We start from the raw sequence: 25561 nt of genomic DNA on the forward strand, positions 1-25561 counted from the left end.
TAACAGGTCCGCGTCGTAAGCCATAAGTTGCACGGTGTCCAGCGCTCGGGCCGCTGTCTAAGCAATACGCACCTCGTGGATGTGTTCTCCGGACGTTCGTTACTGTTCGGGGTGCCGATCGCTGTCAGCCCCATGTCGCGTAAACAAGTCGCATCCTCATGAGTGAAGTGTTCCCAGCTCTCCGGGTTACGCATAGGGCCCGAGTCTTTTGCGAAGCCGTGTCTCGCGTCCCGCCCCTGTGTTCCGAGCGCCCGGGCGTTCTGGCAGACGGATCGTCGTGTGCACCCGAACGGCCGCGGCTCGAAAATTGAAAAGTTATGTCTCGAACATCAAGCGCGTCCGCAGTCTCGGTTTGAAGCCGCATTCTGCGGGGCTGATGGCCGTTTAGCGGCGTCTTGTCGACGTTTGCCATCCCGAAAATGCTTTCGGAGGAAGCGCCTCGTGGCTGATTGGATCGAGCCGCAGCAAGATTTCCAACCTGCCGGTCGCGTGCGCTGCATGCCGATCGCCCGCCTGTGGAGGTGCCCGCCCGCGTGACCGTGCGCCGTGCAAGGCGTTCAGAAGCAGAGTAGGGCGTAGACGCGGCGGATCGTGCCGTGACACGTCGATCGGCTGTATCCGTGCAGTTGTGGTCCGCGTTCGCCCCGACAGGCCCTGGATCGGCGGCGTCTGGCGGCGGCGGCCACGCGACTTCATGCGGCGCGATCACGCGTTCGACCCCGCTGCCTTCGAAATGGGTCTCGCTCGCGAAAGGGCTCGATGCCGCCGATAGGACGGGGTCGGTCGGCCCGATCCGGAGCGCGGCCCGCACGCGCGACAGGTCCGGGATTTAAGTGACTCACGCCCCGCGGCGACCACTGATCGGTGCGGCCGCGAACGCGCACGTCCTCTTGTGAGCGGGCGGTAATAGCTACGTTTGATCCCCCCGATCGCCTGGGTCGTCCGCCGGCATTCGAGTCGGCCGACGGACGCCGGCTTCAAGAGCTCTCCGCCGAAAGTCGTGGGCGGGACGGGGGCGTGAGCGCCACGGCGACGCCTGCAACCTCACGCATTATGGTAACTTCCCGACGCGACGCGACCAAGGCGTCGCCGGGTTTCGCCCTCGATCCGCAACCACGGGGCTGGCGGCTCAAATCGGCCACGTGCGGGCGAGACGCCGCCGATGCACGGTGCCGGGCGTCGGCGCGGACTAAACCTCACGCAACGTTCCGGCTCTCAAGCCGGGTGCGCGCCCGTCGGTCTCGCGGTCTGATCGATCGGCTGCGCGCATCGCCGCCGCGGACTCAGGATTGCCTATCGGCGATCCCTCGCTATTGTGGGGATCGAGTATTCCTGTCGGACTGCTGCCATGCCCTACTTCATAGTCGCTGAACAGCGGGGTGTCGTCATCTTCAACCGAGCGGACACCGCCGCCGAGGGTTTGGAGCTGGCTGTCTTGAGGCGACGCGCCGGCGCGGAGGCCGTTTACGTCCGGGATGAAGCGTGGGCGCTGGTTCCGGCTTCCGCGCTTGAGCAGTCCGTGGAGCGTGAGCGGAGCGGTCGCACGGCGCCGGCTGAGGCGGTCACTGTGCGACTCAGTGCTGCCCCCGAGCCGCCCCGTGAGACGGCCCTGCCGTCGGTGCGGAGCGGCCGTGTTCGGGTGTTCAAAGCTGCTGGGGTTCAGCGGCCGCGCAGTTGAATCGGACCCGAAATTGATAGGAATCCAAGTCTGAGAAAACCCCGACGCCGAGGCGAGACGCTCCGGCCGACCAGGGGGAATCGGGTGCCGCGCTGGACCGCCAATAAGCGCGGCCGTCGAAGCTCGCCGCCTCCGGGCTTGCCTTACCGGAGAAAAGGTCGAGGGGTGTCGACGGCCCCAGCCGGCGGGTCGGTTTGATCGGATGTTCGGCCCGGCAGGAGGTCACAGGCGGGAGGGCCCTGGCAGCCCGGCGGCGCTTCCCCGGGGGCCGGACATCCGCGGCGGCGAACATGTGGCTTCATCGCCGCGAGCGGAGCCTGAGCTGGATCGTTTCAGAGCTGTGTCCGTAGGCGTTGCGACGAAGACCGGGTTGCCGCGTTGACCGTCGAGGGACCGGCGATGCCACGAGCTTGGTCAATCGATCTGCGCGAGCGCGTTGTGGCGGCCGTGATGGAGGACGCGCCTTCCGTCGGTCGGCGACCGGTTTAATGCGAGCGTGCCGAGGGCCAGCCGATGGTCGGCGCGGTACGCGCGGGAAGGGCACGTCGCGCCCAATCGCAGGCGCAGCGACGAACGCCTCCCAGCCATCGAGGCGCAGGCCGATCAGATCCTACCCGCCTATGAGGCCCGGCCGCAGATTGCCCTGCGCGACTCGCTCGACGTCCTGACCGCGCGGGACGTGCAGACCAGCGCGAGTGGGATGTCGCGCTACTTCGCCGGCCACGGCGTCAGCCGTAAAGGGCGCTCTGTGCCCGATTGAGCAGGAGCTCGGATGGAGGGTCGGGTGCCGAGCCTGTTTCGATGTCACGCCCGCTCTCGACCCCGATACGTCGGTTTCCCCCGGCGGGGCCGCGGCCGCCACCGATATGGGCCGCCTTTGCGGACGCGCCATCCGCGGCGAACGGTGCCGGCTGCTCGTGCCATACGGCATTACAAGTTCACGACCACCACGGCCGCCGCGCTGCGCACCACCGGCCTGCGCGCGTTCAGACTCAACGACGGCGCCACGAATGGCCAGCGCTTCCGCAGCTACGTCGCCGACGGCCTCGTACCAATGCTGCAAACAGGCGACACCGTAATCCTCGACGATCTGCAGGCCCACAAGGTCGCCGGTGCGCGCGGCGATCGAGGCGGTGGGTGCGCGGGTCCTCAAGCTTGCGCCCTAAAATCCCAGGTTCAATCCTATCGAGCCGATCTTCGCAAAACTGGAGCACCTGCTCACGACTGTGGCCGCCCGCGCCGTGAGCGATCTCTGGGCAGCCATCGGCGAAACCTTCACTGGCGCTACCCCCAACGAGGGCTGCACCTGCCTCGAAGCCACCGGTTATGATGATGACTTGGCCGTCGCGGTATAGGCAGGACAGCTCTTTTAGAGCCAGTCGCGGCGACCGCACGCTCATTCAGGGCTCGCTCGAGGGAAGGGTACGTGAGCGCTCGGATGAACCAGCGACCGGAGATGACGGCTTTGGGTGATCGGAAGTGACGATCGCGCGGCCGCGCGCTGTCGCGGCACGCCTGCACGTGTACGGCCGTCGTCAGCGAAGTCCCTGTGATCCGGTTGAGTTCCTCGATACAGAGCGCGCAGCGTCTCCGCCTGGCGCCTCTGACATATCTCTTGGATCAACATCGGATGGAATCTGAAGCGCCCCGACGCGTCCGCGGTCGCCGGACCGGGAGCCCTGCGATGGTCCCGCCGATCTTCCAGAGCCGCTCGGGCGTAGTCGTGAAGACGGAAGACCGGACCTGTGCCATCCGCGTCGCAGGCCGTGCCGTTCCCGCTCGACCGGTATGCCTGACCGATGGCCGCGAGCACGAACCGCTCGCTGCGAAAAGCGCCCCTGTCGAAATCCACCCACCGCGCGCTCCACGCTGAGCGGTCAGAGCATCGACGCTCAGACGCGCGCGAAAGCCCGAAACGCCGCCACCAGTCGTGTCGCCTCGACGGTGTATCGTCTCCAGGCCAATTCTCCCACCGGGCGAAGTTCGGCGATGCCGTCGGGCCCGATCACGGGCGCGCGCCGCTCCGAGGCGAGAACCGCGTCCGGGTCGATACCGTCATGTGCACAGAGCGCGCGCGCTACGCGCTCGACCGGATCGTCATCGGGGATCGTATGCCAGTCAAGGCTGATCCGCCCGTCGTCCATCGTATCGGCATCCCAGCACACGCTCACGTCGCGCTGAGATCTAGCAGCGGCCGATGCCGACGGCGAGTCCATCGGCTGAGCCAGGATTCACGGCGTATCGACAGCGACGGTTGATCGAGGGGGCCGCGTCGCCAGGCGGCCCCTGGACCTGCCGAGGTGCGGGCGGTGCGCGGATCTCCCGGGCGACCAGGGAGAGCGGCAAGCGCCACGCCCGTGCCGCCCTGGCGCGTGTCAGTCCGAGGAGGCGCTGAGCGGTGGGGTGGACGCAAACCTCACGGGCCGGCCAGCCTCGTCGATCGGCGAACCTAGCGGGCTTCGGAGGCTATCGGTCGGCGGCCCGTCGGCGCCGCAGGCACTCGTCGATATCCCGTTCGGGAGACGCGGAGCCGAGGCCGGCGACGTGTATGGATCCGCCCGGCCTCTGTGACCGCACCATCTTGAGGCGAGGCAGCCGCCGTCTGGCGCGCAACCCGCTGCGCCGCGCGATCGCGCGCCGCCGGCGCGGAGGCTCGGATGTCGACCCTGGGCGTTGGGCGGTTCAAACGTCCGGCCGGCGTGAAGGGAGTCGCGATGGGCCAGGCGGTTCACGGCAGCGCCGCCGCGACGGGGGCAGTCCGTCGCGCGATCCGGCACGGATCGCCACAGTCCAGCGAGCCTGGGTACGTGGGCCGGTCGCTGCGGCATCGATCCGAGGACGGTGGGCGAATGGAGGACGCGCGGCTCGGCCGACGACTGGCGCACCGGACCGGCGCAGCCGCGCTCGGCCGGTGCGCCAGTCGAGAGAGGGAGAGAGCTCCGCCGAGGAAGAGGCCGGCGTCCCACTCCGGGGTCGTACTGCCGCCGCTCCACGATGGCCGCTCCGAGCGTTTCCGGCGACCGTCCGCCCCGCTCAAAATGCTCGCTGCACCGCGGTAGGCAGCGCTACGGTCCCGTCCGACTGCCACGGGTCGATGGGCGCGAATCGAAGCGGTCGCGTTTCGACACCCGCCTGGTTCCTTCCTCATGGTTCTCGCCGAGACGCTTACGGCCCAAGGCTTAATCTGCCTGTTCCAGGTCGTCGAACGCACCGCCGACTTCGCCGTTATCGTGGTGCACCACCGACCACGTCCCGCCCGGCCGGTGACGCCCTGCGTCGCCGGTCGGTCCCGCGCCCGACCCGGTGCACAAGGTTCTCACCGACGCCGGCATCCACGACCCAATGCCCGGAGACGTCGCTGCCGCAGTCCCCCTCATCGGAGTGGCGATCGCCACGGGCGAGACCTTCCGCGCCAACAGCTTCGAGCCTGGCTCTGCAAAGACCCGGAGCATCGCCTGAGTGAACCGCGCCACCCCTACACGGATACTCAGGTCGATTGAATAGTCGCCAGTTCCAACGGGTTCCGCTTCGGCAGATGCGCGCGACGGCCATGGGCCGTCGCGCGCATCTGCCCGACTTCGACGCCGCCGGCAGCTACGGCGGCCTCATGACCGCGCGCGGATCCAACCCTCGTCCGAGGCAATCGGCGAGGCCCTGACGGTTGAACCTGAGCCACCTCAGGTTCCACCCGCTCCGTAAATTGCCCGGACCCTAAAACCGAGCATCCCTGCGTCGCTGCGCGCCTCACAACCTCGGGCCGTCGTAATCGCTCTGGGCTGAACCGTTGCTCCAGAGGTTCGCTCCGTCTACGGTGCGCTGAACCGATCGATACAACCGATCGCTTCAGCCGTTCTACCGTTGACTAACTCATCGGAGTCTTGCGATCGATGGCGATATACTTGATTGCCGTGGATATGCGCGCCATTGGCCACGACTATCTCGGCTTTTTCAATCATGTACGCCAAGCCGGCTACCATCAAGCGCTGGAGACCAGTTGGCTGATCGAAACTCAAGACCCACTCCGGGCGCTGAGCGACAGGCTGCTGGCGCTGCTCGCCCCCGGGGACGGTCTTCTCCAGGTCGAGATCTCTGCCGATGCGCCGTGGGCCGCGACGCGTCTGAAAGACGGCACAGGGGCTTGGCTTAAACAGCAGCGGCCGTGACCAGGCGCCGCATGGGCGAGCTGGTCCCGGCGCAGAACCGATCCATCCGGACCGGCCGTGGGAGGGCACGTCCCAGAGCCGCGACGTGGGCGCCGCGATCCAGGGACCTCGGCAAGGACGGTTCCGCTAGCCCGATCGAACCGTGTGGTGCCATCGGTCGGCGAAGGTCGGCGCAGGGGGGGCAACGGCCCCAGGCGTCATCACACCTGTCGCGGCTCCTCGATACGCGCGCCGTTGACGGGGCCGTCATCGACGCGTCGAGACGAAGTGGCCGCAGGCTTGGGAATGCGGTTCGGTGGAACGTGCGCCTTTGCCCGCCCCGCACCCGGTCTGAGTGAGACCGCTCTCCGACCTGCGATGCCCCCGATCAGCGGGGGGACCGCGCGTTCTGAAGCGATGCCGCTCACCTGCGGGCATGCGATCGACGGGTCCTCTGCTCGACCCGTATTTCCCTGCGCTGTGCCGCGGCGCGTCGGCCTCGCCGAGATGCGCGCGGCGTCCCGCAGATCGCGTCCGGGCGCCGCGGCGGGGTGATGGACACGCGGGATGTCCACAGTTTCGCGGCGTCGCTGAAGCGCGCCGATTCCCGCCGCGGCAAGGCGGTTCACGCGTCGGGGTCGTCCCGCGGACAGACGCGTCTCGGCGGCCCTCGCCGGAACATCAAACCGATATCGCCATCTCCGAGATTCGAGGGCCATCGGTGCCGGGTGCTAGCCAGGCGCACCGTCCCATGCGGGGCGGCCAGGTTGCACGCCGGGTCAGAACGGCGATATCTAGGTATGTAAACTTATAATTACCCGGTTGATAGGAGGATAAGTTTTAAAAAGATCCTTTGATCCTGCAGAACGGTTCTTGGACAATCGAACCCAGTTCCGCTCGGATCTATCGAGCTGAAAGCGAAGTGTTGAGTCTTGAGTACGGCCATCGGCTTGTTGTTCCAAGATAGACCGCAGGATCCGAACGCGAGCGTCCGGGCGGTACTGTGGAGCACATGCCGGAGATTCACGCGATCGGCGAGGCAGACTTGGACCGCTCGGAGATCGTGAACGCGGCCGCGCTCGTGTTCTTGGACGCAGGCCGGTTCGCGGACGGGTTCGCCCGCATCGCCGGCCTGAAAAAGCGACGGCCGAACCTCCGGCCGCTCGTGGTGTTCGACGCGTTGACCGCAGGCGCTCCGCGCGCGCTCCTGGTCGCAGGTGCCGACACCTTCGTGGGGCACGCGAAATCGCCGCGGGACCTTGGCGCGGCGCTACTCGCCGTCGCGGAGGGGGCCGATCGCCTTGGTCTCCTCGAACTTGGATGTGCCTTTCGACGGGGGCGACGGCCTCGGGCTGACGCTGCGCGAGGCGGAGGTGCTGCGCTGGCTCAGCTCCAGCTTCAGCAACAGGAGGTCGCCCGGCGGCTAGATCTCAGCGTTCGCACCGTGGCGACCCAACGCCTGAATCTGCGCCGATAACCAGGGCCGGTCGATTGAGAGACCTCGTCTGCCTCGCGCGTCGACTCCGGCTTACGCCGATCTGTGACGTGCCGCCTCGGTGCAGCGACAGCGTATCGCGCCAATGACCGCATCGTCGTCGACGAGCATCCGCGACGCCGTCGTGCGCTGTAACTCGATCTGGGCAAAATCGCCCGGCGAAATCGACGGCGCCCGTGCATCCGGTGGCCTGTATGCTTCAGACATCATGGTCCACAAGATCGTCGATCGCAGTACGTCGGTGCGACAGATCTCTGATCTGTCGAGGATGGCTTCGCCCGCGTTCGCGTCTCGAAGCCTGATCGTAAGAGGTGGGAGCGCGGTCGGAACGTCGCGCCGGGATACCTTTCTCGACCGAACTCACTATGGCCTCACCGGATCACTTCGGAGACGCTGGCCAACGCTGCGCGATGCAGGTAGTCGGAGACGAACTGCCGCGCTCGCTCGAACCGCGAGATGCGGGAACCTCACGCGACGCCAAGACCATCACCGATGAACGGCAGGCTCGTGCTCGGCGCCCTCGCAAACGGACCCAAACGGTCGATGCGAAGCCGGATAGACCATTTCAGCGGCAGCCGTACCGTCGCTATGATTTCCGTTCCCTGGAATCGCGTCCGCGCGGTATTACGCGTCTTGTCGTTCGTCCTCATCGTGCAAGCATTCGCCATGAACAGCGCCGAACCGCGAGAATCTCCCGCAGTCACGAGCATCGAGAGGTCGAGCTCGGTTCTCATCATGGGTGTGGAGGGCGCAACGTGGGATCGAGCTCTCATGTGGTCGCTGTCCGTCGCGATCGTCGCCGCCGTTCTCGTCGGCTTGGCGGCGACGGGCTCGATCCTCTCGCATAGACGTGTGGCCGAAGCCGCCGAGCAGACTCTCGGCCGGTACGCTGAGATAACCGCGGCGAAGATCGCCGCAGCGGAGTCTGAAGGCCTCACAGCGGGGCAAGCGGAACGCGATCGCCTCAGCGCCGCGAATGCACAACTGCGGGCCGATCTTGAGAGGGAAAAGGCGTCGCGCAGCGTCAACGCTCAGAACGCGGATCCGGCCAAGCTGCCGCAGCACGCTTCGACGCCCGCCCGATTGGCCGACGAGAAAATCGCGGTCCTGACCAAGGCGCTGCGGGGTAGCTTCGGAAACGTCTCGGTCGATCACGACGGCGGCGACGTGACGACCGCGCCGGTCAGCACGCAGTTGGAGGCCGCGTTCAGAGATGCGGGCTGGAACGTATCGTCTGGGATCAGGATAGGCGTATCAGGAGCGCCAAAGTCGGGCCTTCTGGTGCGTGCGAACAAGAGCGGTATGACGGCGCCCCAAGAGCGAGCGGTCGGCGCCCTCAAGGCTGCGAATATAGCGTTCGACCTGCGGCTCGACCGCGAGCCGAAGCCATATCTGGGCGGACGGGGGCATGTGCCCGCCGGAATGGGCGCAGATGATCTTGAGATCGTAGTGACGACCACCCGACACTGAACGGGTGTGAACCGAGCGGATGTGACGGACCGCGCTCATCCGCAACACGACCCCGACGACCCGTGGGGTCGCCCTCGCTCGCGTCGAGGCAGCGGAAAGGTCGCCCATCGAGACCGTGTCGCGGTCGTCGCCCAAGGTTGCACAGGGTGGCGGCTTGCGAGGCGGTGATTCCCCACGCTGAACACGGCGGCGCCGGACCGGAGCGCTGACCGCGGGGAACGCCGCGCGCCCGTCGGGGGCCGGTGCGCGATACTCCGCGGTCGGTGGGAAGTCCGTTTCGAGGCGCCGAAGGCTGGTCTCGGTCGCCGCGATGGTGCCGACCGCGAATCGTGCGTTCGTGGCTGTCCGCCACGAGGCCGGGCCAACTCTCGTCCGATCGGTATCAGCGTCTCCGCGCTCGTAGCGACCCAGACGGAGGACACAGATCCGCGTGCCCGGGACGGCGACGAGACCGGGTGCGGCATCGATAGCGCGCGGATCGTCCGGGGTGGGCGAGTCCGGCCGCGGGGACTGGGCGTGAGCTCGGGCGACCTCGGACGCGACCGGCCAATGAGATTCTCCGCCGGTCGCGTCACGCTGCCCGCCGTCGAGCCGGATCCCTCGGTGGCGACCTGTCATCCTGTCGCGCCGGGGAGCCTCGTCGGCCCGGTCGACCAGGCATCTCATCGCGCGTTCGCCGGCGGCCGACCGCCGGACCCCACGGCGGCGGTATGCGCCGGCGGCAGGCAGTCGGTCCGAACGTCGTGCCGGGGTGCCGGCACTCGCGCCGCGCGCGATGCAACATTTTCGGCCCGTCGTTCGTTAAAGATTCGCTGCTGTGCACCATGGGCTCGGTCGCTTCGATCTCGCCCCTGGCGGGTAAGGGTCCCGCGCCTTCGGTGACGTGGCTCGACGACCTGTGCTACGGAAATCGGTGTCCATCGTCAGTTTCCGTAAGAAAATTCCGCTCATAAGCGTCGCATTGCCCGAACTAGGTATATAATGCGCAGTGCCCTGCTGCGCGTGCTGAAGCTCTTTCGCGCGTCCTGGACTAGAATCGATCCCAGCGGTGCCGCGAAGATTGAACGCGACAAATTACATCCGTAAAATTTGTCCGGAACATCGCTTGTCATAGGCTCGGTGGCGATATACGGCTGCGGTGACAACACATTTTTAACCGCTCCGTCCTTGGCCTCACGCGAGGAGTCGAGACCAGGCTGCGCCCGACAAGCCATGCCGTTTCTGAGAGTGTCTTCGCGCCGCAGCATAGGGTCGAGATGAGCGATTTCCCCGGGGGGCTGACGAATCAATTGATCGCGCACGCCGGTGAGGTAGCTGAGGCTGCGACTGAAGCGGTCCTGCCGGAGACCCCTTTCGTCGCTCGCGGCCTGCGCCTGAACTGGGCGGCCAAGCGCGGCCTCGACGTCGGCGTGCCCGTCACCGCCCTGTTCCTGCTGTTGCCGCTCCTCCTGCTCATCGCCCTCCTGGTCTGGGCCGGCGACGGCCGGGCCCCGATCTTCCGCCACATGCGCCTGGGCCGCGACGGCCGCTCCTTCGGCTGCCTCAAGTTCCGCTCCATGGTCACCGACGGCGAGGCGGTGCTGGCCGCCCACCTGGCCGCCGACCCGCGGGCCCGGGCCGAATGGGCCGCCACGCACAAGCTCAGCAACGATCCGCGCGTCACCGCGATCGGGCAGGTGCTGCGCAAGACCTCGCTCGACGAGCTGCCCCAGCTCTGGAACGTGCTGCGCGGCGAGATGAGTCTGGTCGGGCCCCGCCCGATCGTGCCGGCCGAGGTCGCCCGCTACGGCCGGGCGTTCCAGACCTGCTTTGCCGTGCCCCCCGGGGTGACCGGGCTGTGGCAGGTGTCGGGCCGCTCGGACACGAGCTACGCCGAGCGCGTGGCGCTAGACCTGGATTACGCCAGCCGCTGGAGCCTGCGCCGGGACATCGCGATCATGCTGCGCACCATCCCGGCGGTGCTCGCCCAACGCGGTAGTAAGTAGCGGCGAACCGGCGGACGATTTTCGACCAGCGCGACGGCGACCAAGCGGTTCGGGTGACGGCCGACCGCAATAATCCGATCGTCCGAATGGAACTCCCAACGCGCGAGGATCGTCTGTACTTTTTAACCACAACAGACGTTCCAGGGATGATTCATTGCAGCGCTTTATCACGGTCGTGGCCGTAGGATTGGCCACTCTGATGCCCGGCGGCGCAGCTTTCGCGGCGTCCGACATCATGTTCGCGGCGGTCGCCACAGGGCGGCTCTACGTCGTCGGTTCCACCGAACACCCGCACACGCCGGTGGTGCTGGATGATCAGTTCCGCACGGAGTCGGACGATAAGGGCAAATTTCAGTACGAGTTGATTTACTACCCAGCTCGCTGCATCGTCTCCGCCAGCATAGATGGCAAAACCTATGAGGCGGTCGTCAGCAACTGCGGACAACGAGCTGCGTCCGAATCCCTGCGAGGCGCGACATCGACCGTCGCGACTCGGCCCGGGCCTGAGCAATCGGGATCGACCAGCCCGCAACAGCCGCCGGTCACCGCGGTGACGAGGCCGCGAGCGCCTGGATCGGTCGACAAGCCTGCTGTATCGGTAGCCCCCGCGCACACTGCCGCGGCACCGCCAAACCCGAGGACCGAGCCCTTCGCGAAGCCGCCAAATCCTCAGAGGCCGAATGCAAATGCAGGTCTGACCAAACAACCGCCGACGACGCTGCAGCGGCCGATCGCAGGTGTGGTGCCACATGCCCGAGTCTCTCAGCCGCCCAAGCAAGTAGGGAAACCCCAACCGCCGCCAGATGAGCCCGCCGATGCGGAACTGCCGGAGGATTGATGGCGAAGCACGTGCCTCGCTCTGCAACGGGTTTTCGCATGAGGCCGGCGCGCGCAGCGTGAACCGGCTCGCTCGGACAGCGTGAAAGCACGCCGAGCGGTTCGCCGGTGACCGGGCGGCGCTGGACCAAGCTTGGGATATCGTTCCGCCCCGTGCCTCCGGACGACCATCGGCGCCGGTCATGCCCCCGATCGTAATCTGTCGAAGCTCCTCGTTCTCGCACCGTGCGACGGTATCCGAGTCGGTTGCGAATTATCGAGCTTGCGGCCGGCACGGCTTTGGCTCGCCGCAGAGCCGCATAGACATGCCCGCGCGGGATCGGCCAGTTCGGAGCCGTTGGGCAAGACGCGATCCAGGGCGTGCGGTCGAGGCGTCTCGGGCGCTGACCGGCGCTCGCCGACCTGGGCGCGTGGGCCTCAGAGGGCGGGTGACGAGCCCGTGCTTCCGCGGCTGATCGACCGGCTTTTCCCCGCACAGATAGTGGCGGCGATGGCGGACCCACCGGCGTGCCGGTCCTATCCACCGAATCTGCCCGTCGAGCTGGCGGTGGCGACGATCCGAGTTAGCCTCGCGCGACGGGGTGGGCTTCCGACCCGCGGGGCGGAGAGTGCCCTGCAGGGATTTCGCCCATCCCCGCAGGTCTTCCCGCGGAGTTGCCCGTACCCCTGACGAGCTCCGACGCCGTGGTCATCGCAAGCGCCCGATATGGGCGTAGATCGGTTCGGAAAGCCCGTCCTACGAAACGCCTTTATCGCGGTCGAGGGGGGGACGCTCGGCGGGTTTGAGAAGTCAGCGCTTCGCGTTTCGGCGGGGCATGAGTCGATCGCCCGACGGCCGGACACCCGGCACAGGCGAGCTTGACCGGCCCGACGTGGCTGCGCCGCCAAGCTCTCCTGATCCCCGTCCCGGCGACGGGGAGACACGTAGATGCCGTGCTTGCGACCACGATTTCGCTGGTATCGAACTCGGCGAGACGTGCGTCGATGCCAACCTTCGCTCTGACACCCACGAATCATTCCGCGGCGCAGATTGTGGAGGTCGTGGGCCCGATCGAGGTGCGACGGAGCCGTGGGCGACCCGGGGCTGGTGCGTGAACCGGCTTGCGACGTCGAGGTATGGGTAATTCATCACCCGTGGTTCGCGGGCGTAACCGGCGGACGGGCAGCAAGTGCGATCGAGTTCGGCCTCCGTCGCGCTTTCGAAGCGGCGGCGGTGCGTCCCTGACAGGATCGTCCTGAAGCGCCGCTTCGGGCTTCTGCATTCCGGGCGCGGGGCGTTTCAGTGATCAGATCGGTGCGGATCCGCTGAGGGTGAACAGGAAGGCCGCGGGGGGTGGATTACGACGCGGACCTTATGGGGGGCGATCCGGCGTCGGGTCCATCCGTGATGAACCGGTGGGAACCGATGAAGCGAAGGCGATGTCGCTCGATCCGGTAGCCCCGCCGCTCGAACAGTGCCTCATCCCTATGATCGAATGGGGGCACCGACCGCGATACGCGGCGCGCGATCCGATCTCTGTCGCGTCAGCTGCGGGAAGCTCGGTGCGAGGCGACCACGAACGCCGCGAATCGTCCCGCAACCTGAGGATGGCCGAGGCCCGCGCCCGCGCCGGCAGGTCACGATCGCGACGCGGCGCGTTCGCCCTGACGGCTTCACGTGAGGCTGCGCTCGGCTCGCCGCAGCAACACTCGGAGTCAGGCGACAAAAACCGGATCGGCGACCGACCTGATCCAAGCCGCCCGAAGGCGTCGTGGCCGCGCCGGTATCTCCCCGGGCTTCGCGCTCGGTACGCTGAAGGCAGCTGCCTCCGACACGCAAATCGCAGGGGTTCATCGACGACGAGCCAGATCCGATGGGGTCTGCTTGGGTCGACGCAGCGGTTGACGCTGCTCCGGCGTGAGTCCTCGGCCGCTATCGGTCGACCCGCTCGGTCGACGTGGGTAGCGCGGGTGCGCCGGCGCCCGGTAACCCTGCCGATTGATACAGCGGGCATCGATGCACCCGTATCCGTCGGAAAATTCCGCGGCTGCCGTCGCTCAAACGAGAGCGATCGATAGCTCCGCTGCCGAACCCGTCTCGACCGATGTCTCGCCGTCATTCGCGAAGGGATCCAGCGCTTCGGCCGTCGCGCCCGCGGCGCTAGCTATCGTCCTCGTCGTCGGCGGCGGCCTCAAGGATTCCGGCGAGCTTGAGCCGCGCCGGCCATGCCCGTGCGACCCCAGGCCGGCCGGCGCCGGAAAACGCGGTTCGGTCTTCGAGTTCCGAAGACGACACCGATTCGCGCCGAGCCGCCGGTAAGACTCCGAGCAGCGCGTCCGGAACGGGGCATCCTCGATGGTCGTGGAAGGCAGGCGCGACCGTGCCGCGGACCCCGTATGCGCCGCGCAGCGCGACTGGACAAAAACCGCGCTCGATCGCGAGGTCGAACCGCAGCGGACTCCTTCAGCCTGTGCCGCTATCACCGGCTCGCGGTCGCGTGCTTCAGGGTCGACCTGAACTGGTTGAATTCGGCGCGGATCGACCGCCCCTCGATGGCGATGATGCAGACGATGAACGATACGATTCCGGTCGCCAACGCGAGGACCACGATCGGCAGGCGGTCCCCGAAGGTGAGCAACACCGATTTGCACGTGACGAAGGCGAACGTGCTCGCGATGAACGCGCCGGCGATGTTTCTCAGCAGCGTCCGGATCTCGGCGCCGCAGACCCTCGATACCATGATCGTGATCACCACCGCATAGATGAGGTTGGCGATGCCCACGAACGCGGCGGCGTAGGCGGGCGCGATGAAATACCCGGCGCCGACGCCGGCGACGCGACCGAAGCTCAACACGGCGATCGACAGCAAGAACATCCAATTGGCGTTCAGCGTCAGCAGCAACGCCGTCCCCATCGAGGCCGTCACGCTCAGCGCGTATCCCGGCGCGAGCACCTGAAGAAATGTACCGGCGTCTGACCATTTCGGACCCAGAACGAAGGCCAATATATCCGACCCTGATGCCGCTATCATCGCCGCCGCAGGAAATGTCAGGAACGCCATGAATCGACAGATCTTGTAATAGATCTCCTGCAGGCGCTCCCTGCTCTCCCGGATCGTCTGCGCGTAGAACGCGGCCCAGGTCGGATTGCTGAATGCCTCGAACAGGAAGCGCGGGACTTGGTTGGCGAAATTATAGGCTCCGAGCGCGGTCGGGCCGAACGCGTTGCCGAAGAGAAGGTTCTCGCCGAACCGGCACATCAGATCCCCGAGCCGTCCACCGATGAGGACGCCGCCGGAGGAAAGGTGACTGTGAATCGTCGCGGGTTTGAAAACGAACCTCGGAAGTTCGAACGCGTAGAGGTTCAAGATGACCGCCCTGATCAGGTAGCCGGTGACATATTGCACGGCCAAGCTCCGCGCGCCGAACCCGAGAGAGCCCAGGGTGACGGCGGCGCAGGCGCTCATGATCGCCGCCAGGAAATCCGCCTTCGAACTGGAGACTAGGTTGCCCTCTCGGGTCAGGCGCGCGAGCGGCAGCACGGAGGCCGACAGGAAGGGGAAACTCAGCGACAGAATCGCCATGATGACGATGAGTTCGGGTTCGGCGGACGCGTAGGCGAGTGCGTAACCGCTCCCGAGGACGACGAGCCCCAGGGTTACGCCGGAGGCCATGAGGACCCAGAAGGCGGTCGACCACACGTCGGGGGAGTTCGACGTGTCCCGGGCCAGCGAAATGCCGACGCCGCCATCCGCGATCACGGCCAAAAACGAAACGACCGGCATGGCGAGCGCGTAGATCCCGAATTCCTTCGGCCCGAGCAGGTGAGCCATGATCGGGAGCAGCGCGAGCTGCACCGCGATCTTGATGAGGCTGACGAGACTGCCGGCGCCGATGTTCCTGACGATCCCGCCGTGACCCCGCCCCGGGCGCGACGGGTCGGGCTTCGCCGGATCCGAGGGTTCCGATGATCGGTAGACCTGCGATTTATCGAGATCCGCCGGAAGGGCGGGCCGGCCGACGATTTCCTGAGCAGGTCGCGCCGAGAACTCACTCTCGATACGGTGTATGGCCGTCTCAAGCAGGAAGAAGTGAATCGTCGCCTGCGAATCGAGCGCCTGCGACCCCTCCGACTGGATGTCGGCCAAAGCACGTCTGGCACGCGCGTAGATCTCGTTGCGCTGAGCGGCGGTGCTGTCCTCCACCGAATCGACGACCGCCCGGACGATGGAATAGATCACCGACTCAGATGGATGGTTCCGTTCACTCATACTGCTCTTCAGCCTTCGCTCTGGATGGCCTCGTCCAATCCGATCGGACTGAGCCGAACCTGCGCTGGACGGTTCGAGTTCGTGCCGACGAAGCGAGCGTCCGGAGGCAAATTGGGGCGGCGATCACTTACAACGTATGATGCCGCGACGAGCGCTTCCGGTTTTTGATGCGACACCGTTATGAAATCCGTATCGGGTCTGCATGCACCGGCGCAGACCGGCTATCGGCCGGTGGTCTTACAGGACAATGTCGGTTCCGGCGACCGCCGCGCGTACCTCTGCGACGCGCGTCGGGTTTCGACAGAGACGCGTCCGCGACGACCCTGCCGTCATACCGGACCTAGCGAGACCCGCGCCCTCAATGCCTGGTGCGCAGGTTCCGTTCCGGATCGCCGGGCCCGGATCGAGGCGTCGGCATGCCCGGCCAGGCGGCATGTCGCCCGAGCGGCCAACGCGGTAAGCGATCGAGCCGGCCGCCGATTCCCGTAAACCCGGCTGGGCGCGATGCCTTCGTCGCCGACGCGCTGTTGGCGCAGCTTCCTCACGATGGCTCGCACGGGTCGTGGCCCGGATCCACCGGTCGAGGCAGCATCGATCCCGGCTTGGGATCTCGGATCCGATCGATAATTCGCGGTTCAAGCTCGATGGCGCCCGCGATCGGCGCCGTGCGTTTGTCGATCCCGTGCGGGCCGCACGTCCGCTTCCGCCATCCGATGCTCCCACTCCTCGAAGGTTTCGACAACTTCCGCGACGAGATCGGGGCCTCATCGGGATCGGCGCCGATCGGTGTGCGCGGTCATCGCTTCAGCTGGATCATCCTCCGTAGCGGCGCGACCGCCGGCTATGACGGCCTAGGGTTCCGTCGAGCGCCCGCTTCATCGATCTCGATGCGACCGTCGGCTGGAGCGACGAGCCCGCCGTTCGAGGCATGATGACGCCCCGCCGGAGGCCTCATTCCCCAAATCCTCCGCGGCCGTTCGGGCGTACGCGTCGCCGCGATCTCAGCCGACGCCCTTGTGCACGAGCACGGCCCGACCATGCTGGCCGGCCCATGACGCGCCGCTCTCCTGCGCGCCGCGTCGGCGGGCACGGCGGCCGGGCACGGTCCCACCCGAGCGCTGCCCTCGCGCATCTCGCGCGCCCACCCGCGCCGACGGACCCGGAGGGGCGGTATGGCGGAGGGTTCGCCGGCCTTGGTCCGGCCTGCCCGAGCAACCGAGCGAGCGGGCTTGGCCCGCGGTCGCGGGCCCCGTCACCCGCATCATGCCCGGTCGTCAGATCGGTGGTCGCGCCGGGGCAGGGGGCGCGCCCTCCGGTCTGACTGGGGACGCGATTGCCTACGGCGATGGCCGTAGGCGCGCGCGCCAGCGCCAGGCGATTCGCACCGGCTCGATCTGGCCGGCGCGTCGATGTACGCCGGTCCGAAGTTGGGGCGGCGAAAGCCCGCCGCGGCGTGACGCGCAGGGCCGCTATATATGCAGTCCGGCGGAGCGGACGATCGTGACCGGACACGCGCGAAACTGTCCGCTGCTCGTCGGCTGCACCTGAAGCCGCGTGAGCGTGCGCGTCGATCGCCGTGCGCGATCCAAGCGGTCCCGACGCCGCGCCGCATAGCGCCCGCCGAGCGAGTCCGGCTCCGGTGAGCGAGCCCGTCCATGATCCAGCGACGCCGGAGCCGGACGCGCGGTCGCCGCTCCGGTGGTGTGCTCGCCCCTCGCTATCTCCCACCGACAGGTCGCACCGACGCCCGGTCGACCGCTCGGGTGAGACTTTGTGGGCAGCCGTCGAACGATCGTGGCGTGAAGGCGACGGCACCGGTGGGCGCCCGCTCGTGCTACGGCGCCCGGGCCGACGCTCGCGCCGGGTCGACGCCGAGGGGAAATCCGCCCTGGAGGACGCCGGAGAATCGGAGGTCACGCCGCGCAACACCTGACGATCGCGCAAAAGTCTCGCCGTCGCACCCCCCGCGTTCCTCAGATCGTCGATCGGCCGCTGGACGAAAACGCCTCCGACGCCTTGCATCCGCGAAGCCGGGTCCCGCCTGCATCCCGCCGGCACCGGGGACTAGCCCGCTCTGATGGAGCCCGAGGCAATCGGATCCGTCGACCGCAGCGTGGTGGGATCTCCGCGCCGCGGAAGCACCGCAGTCGCCGGATGGGCTGCGGTTCAGCGATGTTCCGCTCGAACGTCAGCGCGCATCCGTCGCTTGGCCGATACAGGGCACACAGCATGAGGGGGCGACGAGCATACTCACTCTAAATGGCGAACGACCCGGCCAAAATCGCGATGCCATCAGTCGGCTCACGGACAGTGTGATCAACGGAGGCGTCGAGACGGCACGCTCGACGAACGGCGCCCCGCTCGGCGACCTGCCGTGGGGGGACGTGCGACCCCCGGCATGCAGGATCCCGCCGGACTGCCGTTCGTTGAGGCGCGCGGCCTTCACGGTGCCCGTCTACGCGATCGTCCGCCATAACCCGGCTCGATCCACCTGTATGGATCAGGCATCGCGGGGTTCGCCGATGCGCCCGCGGATCAGGTGGGCCTTGACCGCATCGTCTCGGGGGGGACTGGACCATGCACCGAGGCCGGAGGTGTCGAACTTTTGTCCCGGTCCAACGGGTGCCGCTCCGGCAATCCGGAAGCTCTGCGTGATGGTCATCGCGCCGGATCCTGATGCCGGCAGCTGATCATGTCCAACATGCCAGACCTTCACAGCCAGCGCTGTAACTGCCTTTCCCGCGGCCCCGTGCCTCAATCGATGTCGGATTCGCATCACCCGGGCGGGTCGCCTCGGATTGCGGAGGCGCTACCGCAAGATGTCGTCATCACGTATCTCGCGAATGGCATGCTCCGGAGCGGGCGTGATCGTGCGCTGCCATCTCGCACTGGCTGCGCCGCACAGAGCTCCTACGACGGCGACGGACCGACGATTCTCGCGCCACGCGCGGTCAGTGAATTTTAAGCGGTGCGATCGCTATCGATAATCCGATCATACAGATACGCTGGTACCGCCGTCCCTCAAAGGGCCAGATCGGTGGCGAAAAGCGATGCTGTGTTGCTAAACATGGATCGAGGTTTTAGACGATCCCGCTTTCGGGCGGCCTTGGTTCGGAAGGCGCGAGAGTGTACCGAACGCCGCTCATATCGCCGAGACAATCCGATCAGCTTTGGTCAGAAATTGGAAACGCGAGCGTGTGCTCGGCGGCGAAGGCTAAACGATGTCATTTGAGCCAATTGGAGCCGTTATCTTCCTGCTCGGAATGGCTATGTTGTTCGTCGGCGAGAAAGCCGCGCTCGGAATCTTTCTCCCGTGTGTTCTTCTGCAGTCAGCCGCAGCGATGCTGCTACCCGGGGTCGGCGTGGTTCAGCCGGGCCACTTCGCGCTCGGTTTTGTCATCTTGGTCGCGATGAAGAGTCAACGCTCTCGAGATGCGATATTTGATCGAACCAAATTTGGCAAGCTTGAGATACTTCTCGTTTGCACCCTGATCTATGGATTGCTATCTGCATTTTTTCTTCCGCGGTTATTTCAGTACGCCATCACGGTGAATGCGATCGGCGGCGGGAGCGTACTCTTCGGCACGGAGCGGGTTCAATTGGAGCCCACAAGCGGGAATATCACCCAGCCGATTTATTTCATCGGCGATATCATATGCTATTTCGTAGTCCGCGGACTGTGTCGGTCGGACGCCGCCTTCTGGCTCGGTGTCAGGGCCGTCATGCTGACATGCGTGCTGAATTGCGCGTTCGGGTTGCTCGACATCGCGACCAAGGCGACGGGAACCACTTTCCTGTTGGGGATCATCAGAAACTCGACCTATGGATTGCTGACGGAAGTTTCCTCCGGCAGCTTTTTTCGCATAGTCGGTTCCTATACCGAGGCATCCGCGTTCGCCGGGGCGACCCTGAGTACGTTTACAGTCTCGTGCCGGCTATGGCTGGGAAACGTATATCCCAGGATCAATCTGCCGATTGCTATGCTGTCTTTGCTGCTGTTGCTGTTCTCAACCTCGAGTACCGGCTATGCCGGGCTGCCGGTGTGCTTCGCCCTGTTATATTTTGGTGCCCTCTATCGAATCACTTGCGGTAAATCATCTTACATGGATGCGTATTTCGTTTCAGCGGTGCCGCTAACAATCTTCATAATAATATGTTTTATTATTTATGATCATGATCTATTTCAACAGCTTTCTTTTTTCTTCGATCAAGCGTTGTTCTCGAAGGGATCGAGCGAATCCGGTATCGAACGAGGAACCTGGAATGCGGACGCCCTGCAGAGCTTCTATTCCTCGTACGGACTGGGGATCGGGCTGGGGAGCACCAGGGCTTCGAGTTTCTTACTGGCGTGCCTATCCAATATCGGCGCTCTCGGCAGCATGTTTTTCGGTTTGTTCATCCTCGGGATCGTGATCGGCGGTTTGTCGGCGGAAACTACTGCGACGGCGCACTGCCGAGCGGCGCTCAGGCTCGGTTGTCTGGGAACCATCATAGCCGCCAGCATATCGGGGACGCTGGTCGATCTCGGCCTGTGGTTCTATACTTTGGCTGCGCTCGCGACCACCAACGATATCAGCCGAGTGCCGGCCATCGCGCGCGACAAATTCATCGCGCGATGGTCTCCAGCGGTAGGGGGTCGGCGGTGAGCCTGTTTGCGCGAAGCGGCGTCTCCCGCGCCTCCCGTTGAGCCTAACCCGCCCATCGAGCCCCCGACATCCAGCCGTTTCGCAGACGGCAGGTCTGGTCCGGGCGCGGGACGGCACGAGCGGAGCGCCGCTCGTTCTCAAGGCAACTCCAGGAACGGAGTTCGACGAAACCCCGACTGCCGAACGATGTCGGCAGACTCTCGGTCGGTAGCGTGGGGTGGGGCGAAACCAGACGAACAGACCGACTGCTGCTCCCCCTGTTCCGACGAGACCGGCGCGCCCGGTTCGGAAGGGATTCCTGGGACGGCGATCCTTGAAGTCCGCGCCGACGCTTCGATCGATGCGCAGCAGAGCATCCATCACATGCCCGACCCAGATCAGCTCGGTCGCTGCGACAGCTGGCCGGCACCCCGGGCTCAGCGCTCATCCTCGATGCGCGCGTCGAGCGCACGATTAGTCGCTACGCGCAGGTCCTCATCGATGTCATGGCCCTTGATACTCGACCGAGGTCGAAATCCGGAGCGACGGAGCCGGTGAAGAGCCGGTGGGCGCGGCCCGGGCCTCGGCCTTCTCGACAGAGGCCGGCCGGTAAGTTGAACCCGCTTTGCACGGACGACGACGGAGGCCGAGTTTCACCCCAAGCGCCGATGCCAGCACCGCTTCAGGCGGAATGGATCCCGTCTCGCCAGCGTCATACAGCCGATGATGCTGACGCACGGTATATCCTGGTCGGAAGGTTACGACCCCGGCAAAACCCCGACGATGGCCGCGGACCCCTGCGACCGGGGGGGGGAACTGCGGTCCGGCGTCCGGACCCGTTTCGGGTTCCGCCGACCCCGATCGAGGCTACCTCATCCGAAAGCCGGCATCCGAGTTTAGCTGCGGCCGATCGCGTGATAGAGCGCGGGTATCGACCCGCGGTCGGCGTAACCGGCGTGGCGGCGGGCGGCGCATGTACTCAAACGCGCGCTCTGTCGCCCGCGGGGATGGCCTACGTGCGGCGCTGCGGCGTCGGGCCGACTGCGGATGATCCAGGCGCTGACGCGAATCGGAATTTGCCGAAACGAGATCGTTCGATCCCACCCTCCGCGCCGCCGCCTGGCTGGCCGCCTCACGAAATGCCGAGTGATATGATGTCCGATACGAATTGTGCATCTCCGAACTCAGACGACCGGAAGATCAACGTCTTCGTTCATCTTGCCGAAAACAAAGATGCTGGGAAATGGCGAGCGGACTACGATACGGGCAGATTGCCTGGACGCAACGATAGAAGCCCGTACGGTTACGACCGCGCGACGGGTATGGGCTGCCACATCGTATTTTCTAAGTCGCATCGTGAAAACGTCCTCCAGAAGTTCATCCGTTTGGCGCTGCGAGTGATACTAGGATTCGATATCGTTCACGCCTATCGGCAGCGAAAGACGATGTTGGCCGCAGATATAGTTTGGACACATACCGAGTCGCAATTTCTTGCTGTTGCTGCGATGCTAAATTTCTTTGAGCGAAAGCCTCTGTTGATCGGCCAAGCGATCTGGTTTTTCGATCACTGGAAGAAATTATCGCGCCCGAAAAAATACTTATATTCAAGACTCGTCAGAAATGTCGACATCCTTACGACCCATTCCCCTCTGAACGCTGCCGAAGCCCGAAAGATTTTTGAAAATCAGAGGGTCGAGATCGTTCTATTCGGTATTCCCGCTGAAAATCCTACGCCGCCGAAGGACGAGAAATCGGAAACTTTTTCCCTCATTTCGCTCGGAAACGATGTTCACAGGGACTGGCGGACCCTCGTCGATGCGATCGCGGATCGACCCGAAATCCCATTGGACATCCTTTCCGCAACGGCGCCGAAGCGGTTGGCCAACAATCGGAAGAACGTGACAATCTTCAAGGCTGAGACGCATGAAGATGTGGCAAATGCTTACCGCCGAGCGGACGTCGTGGTCGTTCCCTTGCGCGAAAATACCCACGCCAGCGGTATAACGGTGATCTTCGAGGCGATCTTGTCCGGGCTTCCCGTCATCGCGACTCGGACCGGTGGACTAGATGCCTACTTCAGTGAAGATGAGATCAAGTTCGTTCCCCCGGGCGATGTCGATGCCCTCAAGCGCGCGATCGATGAGCTGCGAGCCAATCAGCAAATGCGGATCGATCTCGCCACACGGGCGCAACGCAGGATCGCCGATCACCATATCGATGCCAACGGCTATATCAAACGCCACGTCGACCTCTCTCGCGATCTCCTGATGCTGCGCGCAGAGCGGTGATCGCACGCGGCCGAGCTGCACTTGTCGGGACCGCTCGGCGGTCGCGCGATCGCCGGAGCGGCGCGGACGCTGCTCGAAACGGTCTGCCGTATCCGTCAGCCTTTCCTTCTCGCGCCGTCGAGGCCGCCGCCCCCGGCCCGACGCGGTCCAAGGTGGCCAACTCGACAATGTACGAGTGATGACCATCTGGGGCCCACGATGTCCTAGTCCGCAGTTCTGGTGCCGGCTGAGTATGGCGTCATCGTCGCATCGCGGCGGGATGCCAAGACAATCCGCGCTCATCCGTCGCACATGGTGCGCCCGGGGCCATGAAGCTCAGTGAGAGCGTTATGACTTGCCCACAGCGATTTCTAACCGGCTGGCGACCGCGAACGAACCGGAGCGGAATGTGATAGATCTCGATCGAGCTCTCGTCCTGTTCTAAAAACAATCTCGTGCCGTTCTCGGTCAGCCGCGCCCGCGCATAGAACGGAGGTCGCGCGCAGAAGTCAGACGGCACGAACGCTGCGAGTTGCTCGGACGATCCAGACAACCGGCCGCGATGTGGTGAGCCGAACGAACAGTCGGCACCGGGCACGCGGCCGGCCAACCATCAGCTCGACCGATGAGATCATGCTCGGCAACCCGCCTTTCCAGTGAACGCAAGGTCCAGCTTGCGCGAAGCCGCTACCGGTTAACGACGGTTTGTGGTAGATATCTATTGCGCTGCATCGTCTCTCTTCGTTCGCACGATCTCGTGGGCGACAATTATGGTTAGCAAGTGACATATGGAAGCCTCGATCGGATACATCAAGACATGGTCGAGATCAGGGCATTTTGTGCCTCGCTTTCGTTTTGTATTCAGGTTTGAGCATAGAGCTTCAAATTAGCCAGCTCCAGATCTGTCTCGCGTCCGCCATCGCCCCACAATTCAGATTATGGGCCACCGGAGCGATATCGGACTTATAAGATGCGGATTGTGTTGAGTCTTGGCAGGTCTACCATGGCAGGGATCAGTATGTTGAAGGTTGGAGCGACGGGTATTCTGAGTTGGGGTGCAATTCTATGTTCCGTGGGTCACGCGTTCTGCGCACCATATCTGCTCGGACCGGAAGATAAATTGCAGATACGCGTTTACGAATGGCGCCCGAACAACGGACAGGCCTTCGAATGGGCGCCATTGAACGGAAAGTTCACCGTATCCGCCTCAGGTAATCTGTCTTTGCCAATGGTGGGTGAGATCCCGGTGCAGGGGGTCACGACGGCCGATGTGGCGGACACGATCGCCACCCGACTTCAGTCGCGGATCGGCCTCTCGAAGCGTCCGGATGCATCGGTCGAGGTCACCGAATACAGGCCGTTCTACATCTCGGGTTTCGTGTCGAAGGCCGGTCAGTTCCCGTACCAACCCGACTTGACGGTCATGAAAGCCGTGAGCCTCGCCGGCGGCTTGTACAGGCCGACCGAGAATAGCGCGATCGCGTTGGAACGCGAGGCTGTCACAAGCCGTGGTGACCTACGCTCTCTCAACGCTGAGTACATCAACCTCGTCGCCAGACGGATGCGACTCGAGGCGGAGATTCAGGACAAGCCCAGCGTCGATCCCGGGAAGGACCTGTCCTCGTTTGGGGCCAAAACTGTCGTTGACCGCGCGATCCGAGAGGAGCAACTCCTGCTCGACGAGCGCCGTCGATTCCTGCAAACTAAAGAAGATGGCTTAAAGCAAACGAAAGCTCTCATTGCTAAGGAAGTCGATAACCTGAAGTCGAAAGGGGTCTCCATGCAGAGGCAACTCGATCTCGCCACCGAAGAACTTGACGCAGTGAGCAGCCTCGTCGCGAAAGGATTATCTGTCACGTCGCGTCGAATCGCGTTGGACCAGAACGTAGCACAATTCAAAACCAGTCTGCTTGATGTTGAGCTCGCCGGTTTACGCGCACAGCAGGATATTGCAAAGACTGATCGAGAGATTCAAGCGAGCCGGAATGACCTCCGGAACGAAGCGCTGAAGGAACTCAACGAGGTGCGGTCGAAAATCGCCGTCAACACTGAGCGACGGGCGACTGCGTCGGCGCTGATCGATAACACAGAAGTCGCCTCTCTCCAGACGAATAACCTGGATCCCTCACAGGAAAGCGAGACCAAGATCGTCTATCGAATCACGCGTGGCACCGGCGGCGACAAGGCAGTGATAACCGCGCAGGAGACCGATACCGTCGAGCCCGGAGATGTTCTTCAGGTCATTTTGAAAAAGAACCCCAACGGCCAGAGTTCATCCGTGCTTAGCTCAAACGATGTATTCAAGAAGCAACCCTGATCGAGTGCACCGGACTTACGCTTCGTACCGACCAACCCGCGGCGCGCTGGCGGGTGGCCGGCACCCGACGCGAACCGTCCACGGATGGCAGGCGCCATGACGAGGCAATCCGAACGGTTTAGCATGGCCGAGCTGCTCTCTGCCGTGGGGAAACACGGTAGAGGTTGAGCTCGCGGCTCGATGGAGCGGATACGCGTTGGGTGATCCTATACGTATACGTTGGGCTTCCGGCTGCGGATGCTAGATCGGCCAAGCGGCTTCCACATCGCTGGGATCAGCCGAACAGCTTACTCGACTTCATTCGGCCGTACGCGTCTTCGTCACCATCACAACGTAATGATTGACCACGCGACGCCAGCGAGTCCTGGCGGCCCAGAGCCCGGTCATCACGGTCGCGAACGGGCCGAGGCTTGAAGATCCATCGGCGTGCAGAACGAGAACTGGTCATCGACCGGCGGTCTTGGAGCGACACGGGCACATGCGCCGTCGCTCCTC

Annotated in this window: 12 protein-coding genes and 1 pseudogene; 9 read left to right on the forward strand and 4 right to left on the reverse strand. The window is 64.8% G+C overall.

Annotated features, from left to right (window positions below):
• The first annotated feature begins 2077 nt into the window (after nt 1–2077).
• Nucleotides 2078–3033 (forward strand): annotated as a pseudogene (locus OXS27_RS27910) (transposase).
• Nucleotides 3034–3570: 537 nt separating this feature from the next.
• Here the strand turns inward: OXS27_RS27910 and OXS27_RS27915 are convergent.
• Nucleotides 3571–3822 (reverse strand): hypothetical protein, encoded by a 252-nt coding sequence (locus tag OXS27_RS27915; RefSeq protein ID WP_267360543.1) that lies wholly within the window; start codon nt 3820–3822, stop codon nt 3571–3573.
• A gap of 1743 nt (nt 3823–5565) precedes the next feature.
• On the opposite strand from OXS27_RS27915, the gene OXS27_RS27920 reads away from it, so the two are divergent.
• The 4 genes from OXS27_RS27920 to OXS27_RS27935 all read left to right on the forward strand — a co-directional run bounded on the left by OXS27_RS27920 (nt 5566) and on the right by OXS27_RS27935 (nt 11608).
• Entirely contained in the window at nt 5566–5841 is a 276-nt protein-coding gene (locus tag OXS27_RS27920) for a hypothetical protein (RefSeq protein WP_267360545.1), read from the forward strand.
• 1966 nt (nt 5842–7807) lie between these two features.
• Nucleotides 7808–8785, forward strand: a complete 978-nt coding sequence (locus OXS27_RS27925) for a hypothetical protein (RefSeq protein WP_267360547.1) — start codon at nt 7808–7810, stop codon at nt 8783–8785.
• Nucleotides 8786–10041: 1256 nt separating this feature from the next.
• Nucleotides 10042–10770, forward strand: coding sequence for a sugar transferase (locus tag OXS27_RS27930; RefSeq protein WP_267360549.1), 729 nt, complete (start codon nt 10042–10044; stop codon nt 10768–10770).
• Between the two features lie 154 nt (nt 10771–10924).
• Entirely contained in the window at nt 10925–11608 is a 684-nt protein-coding gene (locus OXS27_RS27935) for a hypothetical protein (protein ID WP_267360550.1), read from the forward strand.
• 2458 nt (nt 11609–14066) lie between these two features.
• On the opposite strand, the gene OXS27_RS27940 is transcribed toward OXS27_RS27935, so the two are convergent.
• Nucleotides 14067–15857, reverse strand: coding sequence for an oligosaccharide flippase family protein (locus OXS27_RS27940; RefSeq protein ID WP_267360552.1), 1791 nt, complete (start codon nt 15855–15857; stop codon nt 14067–14069).
• Nucleotides 15858–16501: 644 nt separating this feature from the next.
• On the opposite strand from OXS27_RS27940, the gene OXS27_RS27945 reads away from it, so the two are divergent.
• On the forward strand, nt 16502–16789 hold the full coding sequence (locus OXS27_RS27945) for a hypothetical protein (RefSeq protein WP_267360553.1): 288 nt from the start codon (nt 16502–16504) through the stop codon (nt 16787–16789).
• A 1568-nt stretch (nt 16790–18357) separates the two neighbouring features.
• On the opposite strand, the gene OXS27_RS27950 is transcribed toward OXS27_RS27945, so the two are convergent.
• Nucleotides 18358–18519 (reverse strand): hypothetical protein, encoded by a 162-nt coding sequence (locus tag OXS27_RS27950; protein WP_267360555.1) that lies wholly within the window; start codon nt 18517–18519, stop codon nt 18358–18360.
• Between the two features lie 559 nt (nt 18520–19078).
• On the opposite strand from OXS27_RS27950, the gene OXS27_RS27955 reads away from it, so the two are divergent.
• The 3 genes from OXS27_RS27955 to OXS27_RS27965 all read left to right on the forward strand — a co-directional run bounded on the left by OXS27_RS27955 (nt 19079) and on the right by OXS27_RS27965 (nt 25066).
• Entirely contained in the window at nt 19079–20503 is a 1425-nt protein-coding gene (locus OXS27_RS27955) for a hypothetical protein (protein ID WP_267360557.1), read from the forward strand.
• A 1133-nt stretch (nt 20504–21636) separates the two neighbouring features.
• A complete protein-coding gene (locus OXS27_RS27960; protein WP_267360559.1) occupies nt 21637–22770 on the forward strand; it encodes a glycosyltransferase family 4 protein in 1134 nt (377 codons plus the stop codon).
• Nucleotides 22771–23752: 982 nt separating this feature from the next.
• Nucleotides 23753–25066, forward strand: coding sequence for a polysaccharide biosynthesis/export family protein (locus OXS27_RS27965; protein ID WP_267360561.1), 1314 nt, complete (start codon nt 23753–23755; stop codon nt 25064–25066).
• A 274-nt stretch (nt 25067–25340) separates the two neighbouring features.
• On the opposite strand, the gene OXS27_RS27970 is transcribed toward OXS27_RS27965, so the two are convergent.
• Nucleotides 25341–25561 (reverse strand): hypothetical protein (locus tag OXS27_RS27970; RefSeq protein ID WP_267360563.1); only part of this gene is annotated, 221 nt, incomplete at its 5' end.

This window comes from Methylobacterium sp. GC_Met_3, assembly GCF_026540775.1.
Taxonomy (GTDB): domain Bacteria; phylum Pseudomonadota; class Alphaproteobacteria; order Rhizobiales; family Beijerinckiaceae; genus Methylobacterium.

Coding starts and splice junctions, on each gene's coding strand:
- OXS27_RS27915 (WP_267360543.1), bottom strand. CDS start 3,822: ATGGACGACGGGCGGATCAGCCTTGACTGGCATACGATCCCCGATGAC.
- OXS27_RS27920 (WP_267360545.1), top strand. CDS start 5,566: ATGGCGATATACTTGATTGCCGTGGATATGCGCGCCATTGGCCACGAC.
- OXS27_RS27925 (WP_267360547.1), top strand. CDS start 7,808: ATGAACGGCAGGCTCGTGCTCGGCGCCCTCGCAAACGGACCCAAACGG.
- OXS27_RS27930 (WP_267360549.1), top strand. CDS start 10,042: ATGAGCGATTTCCCCGGGGGGCTGACGAATCAATTGATCGCGCACGCC.
- OXS27_RS27940 (WP_267360552.1), bottom strand. CDS start 15,857: ATGAGTGAACGGAACCATCCATCTGAGTCGGTGATCTATTCCATCGTC.
- OXS27_RS27945 (WP_267360553.1), top strand. CDS start 16,502: ATGGCGCCCGCGATCGGCGCCGTGCGTTTGTCGATCCCGTGCGGGCCG.
- OXS27_RS27950 (WP_267360555.1), bottom strand. CDS start 18,519: ATGACCATCACGCAGAGCTTCCGGATTGCCGGAGCGGCACCCGTTGGA.
- OXS27_RS27955 (WP_267360557.1), top strand. CDS start 19,079: ATGTCATTTGAGCCAATTGGAGCCGTTATCTTCCTGCTCGGAATGGCT.
- OXS27_RS27960 (WP_267360559.1), top strand. CDS start 21,637: ATGTCCGATACGAATTGTGCATCTCCGAACTCAGACGACCGGAAGATC.
- OXS27_RS27965 (WP_267360561.1), top strand. CDS start 23,753: ATGGCAGGGATCAGTATGTTGAAGGTTGGAGCGACGGGTATTCTGAGT.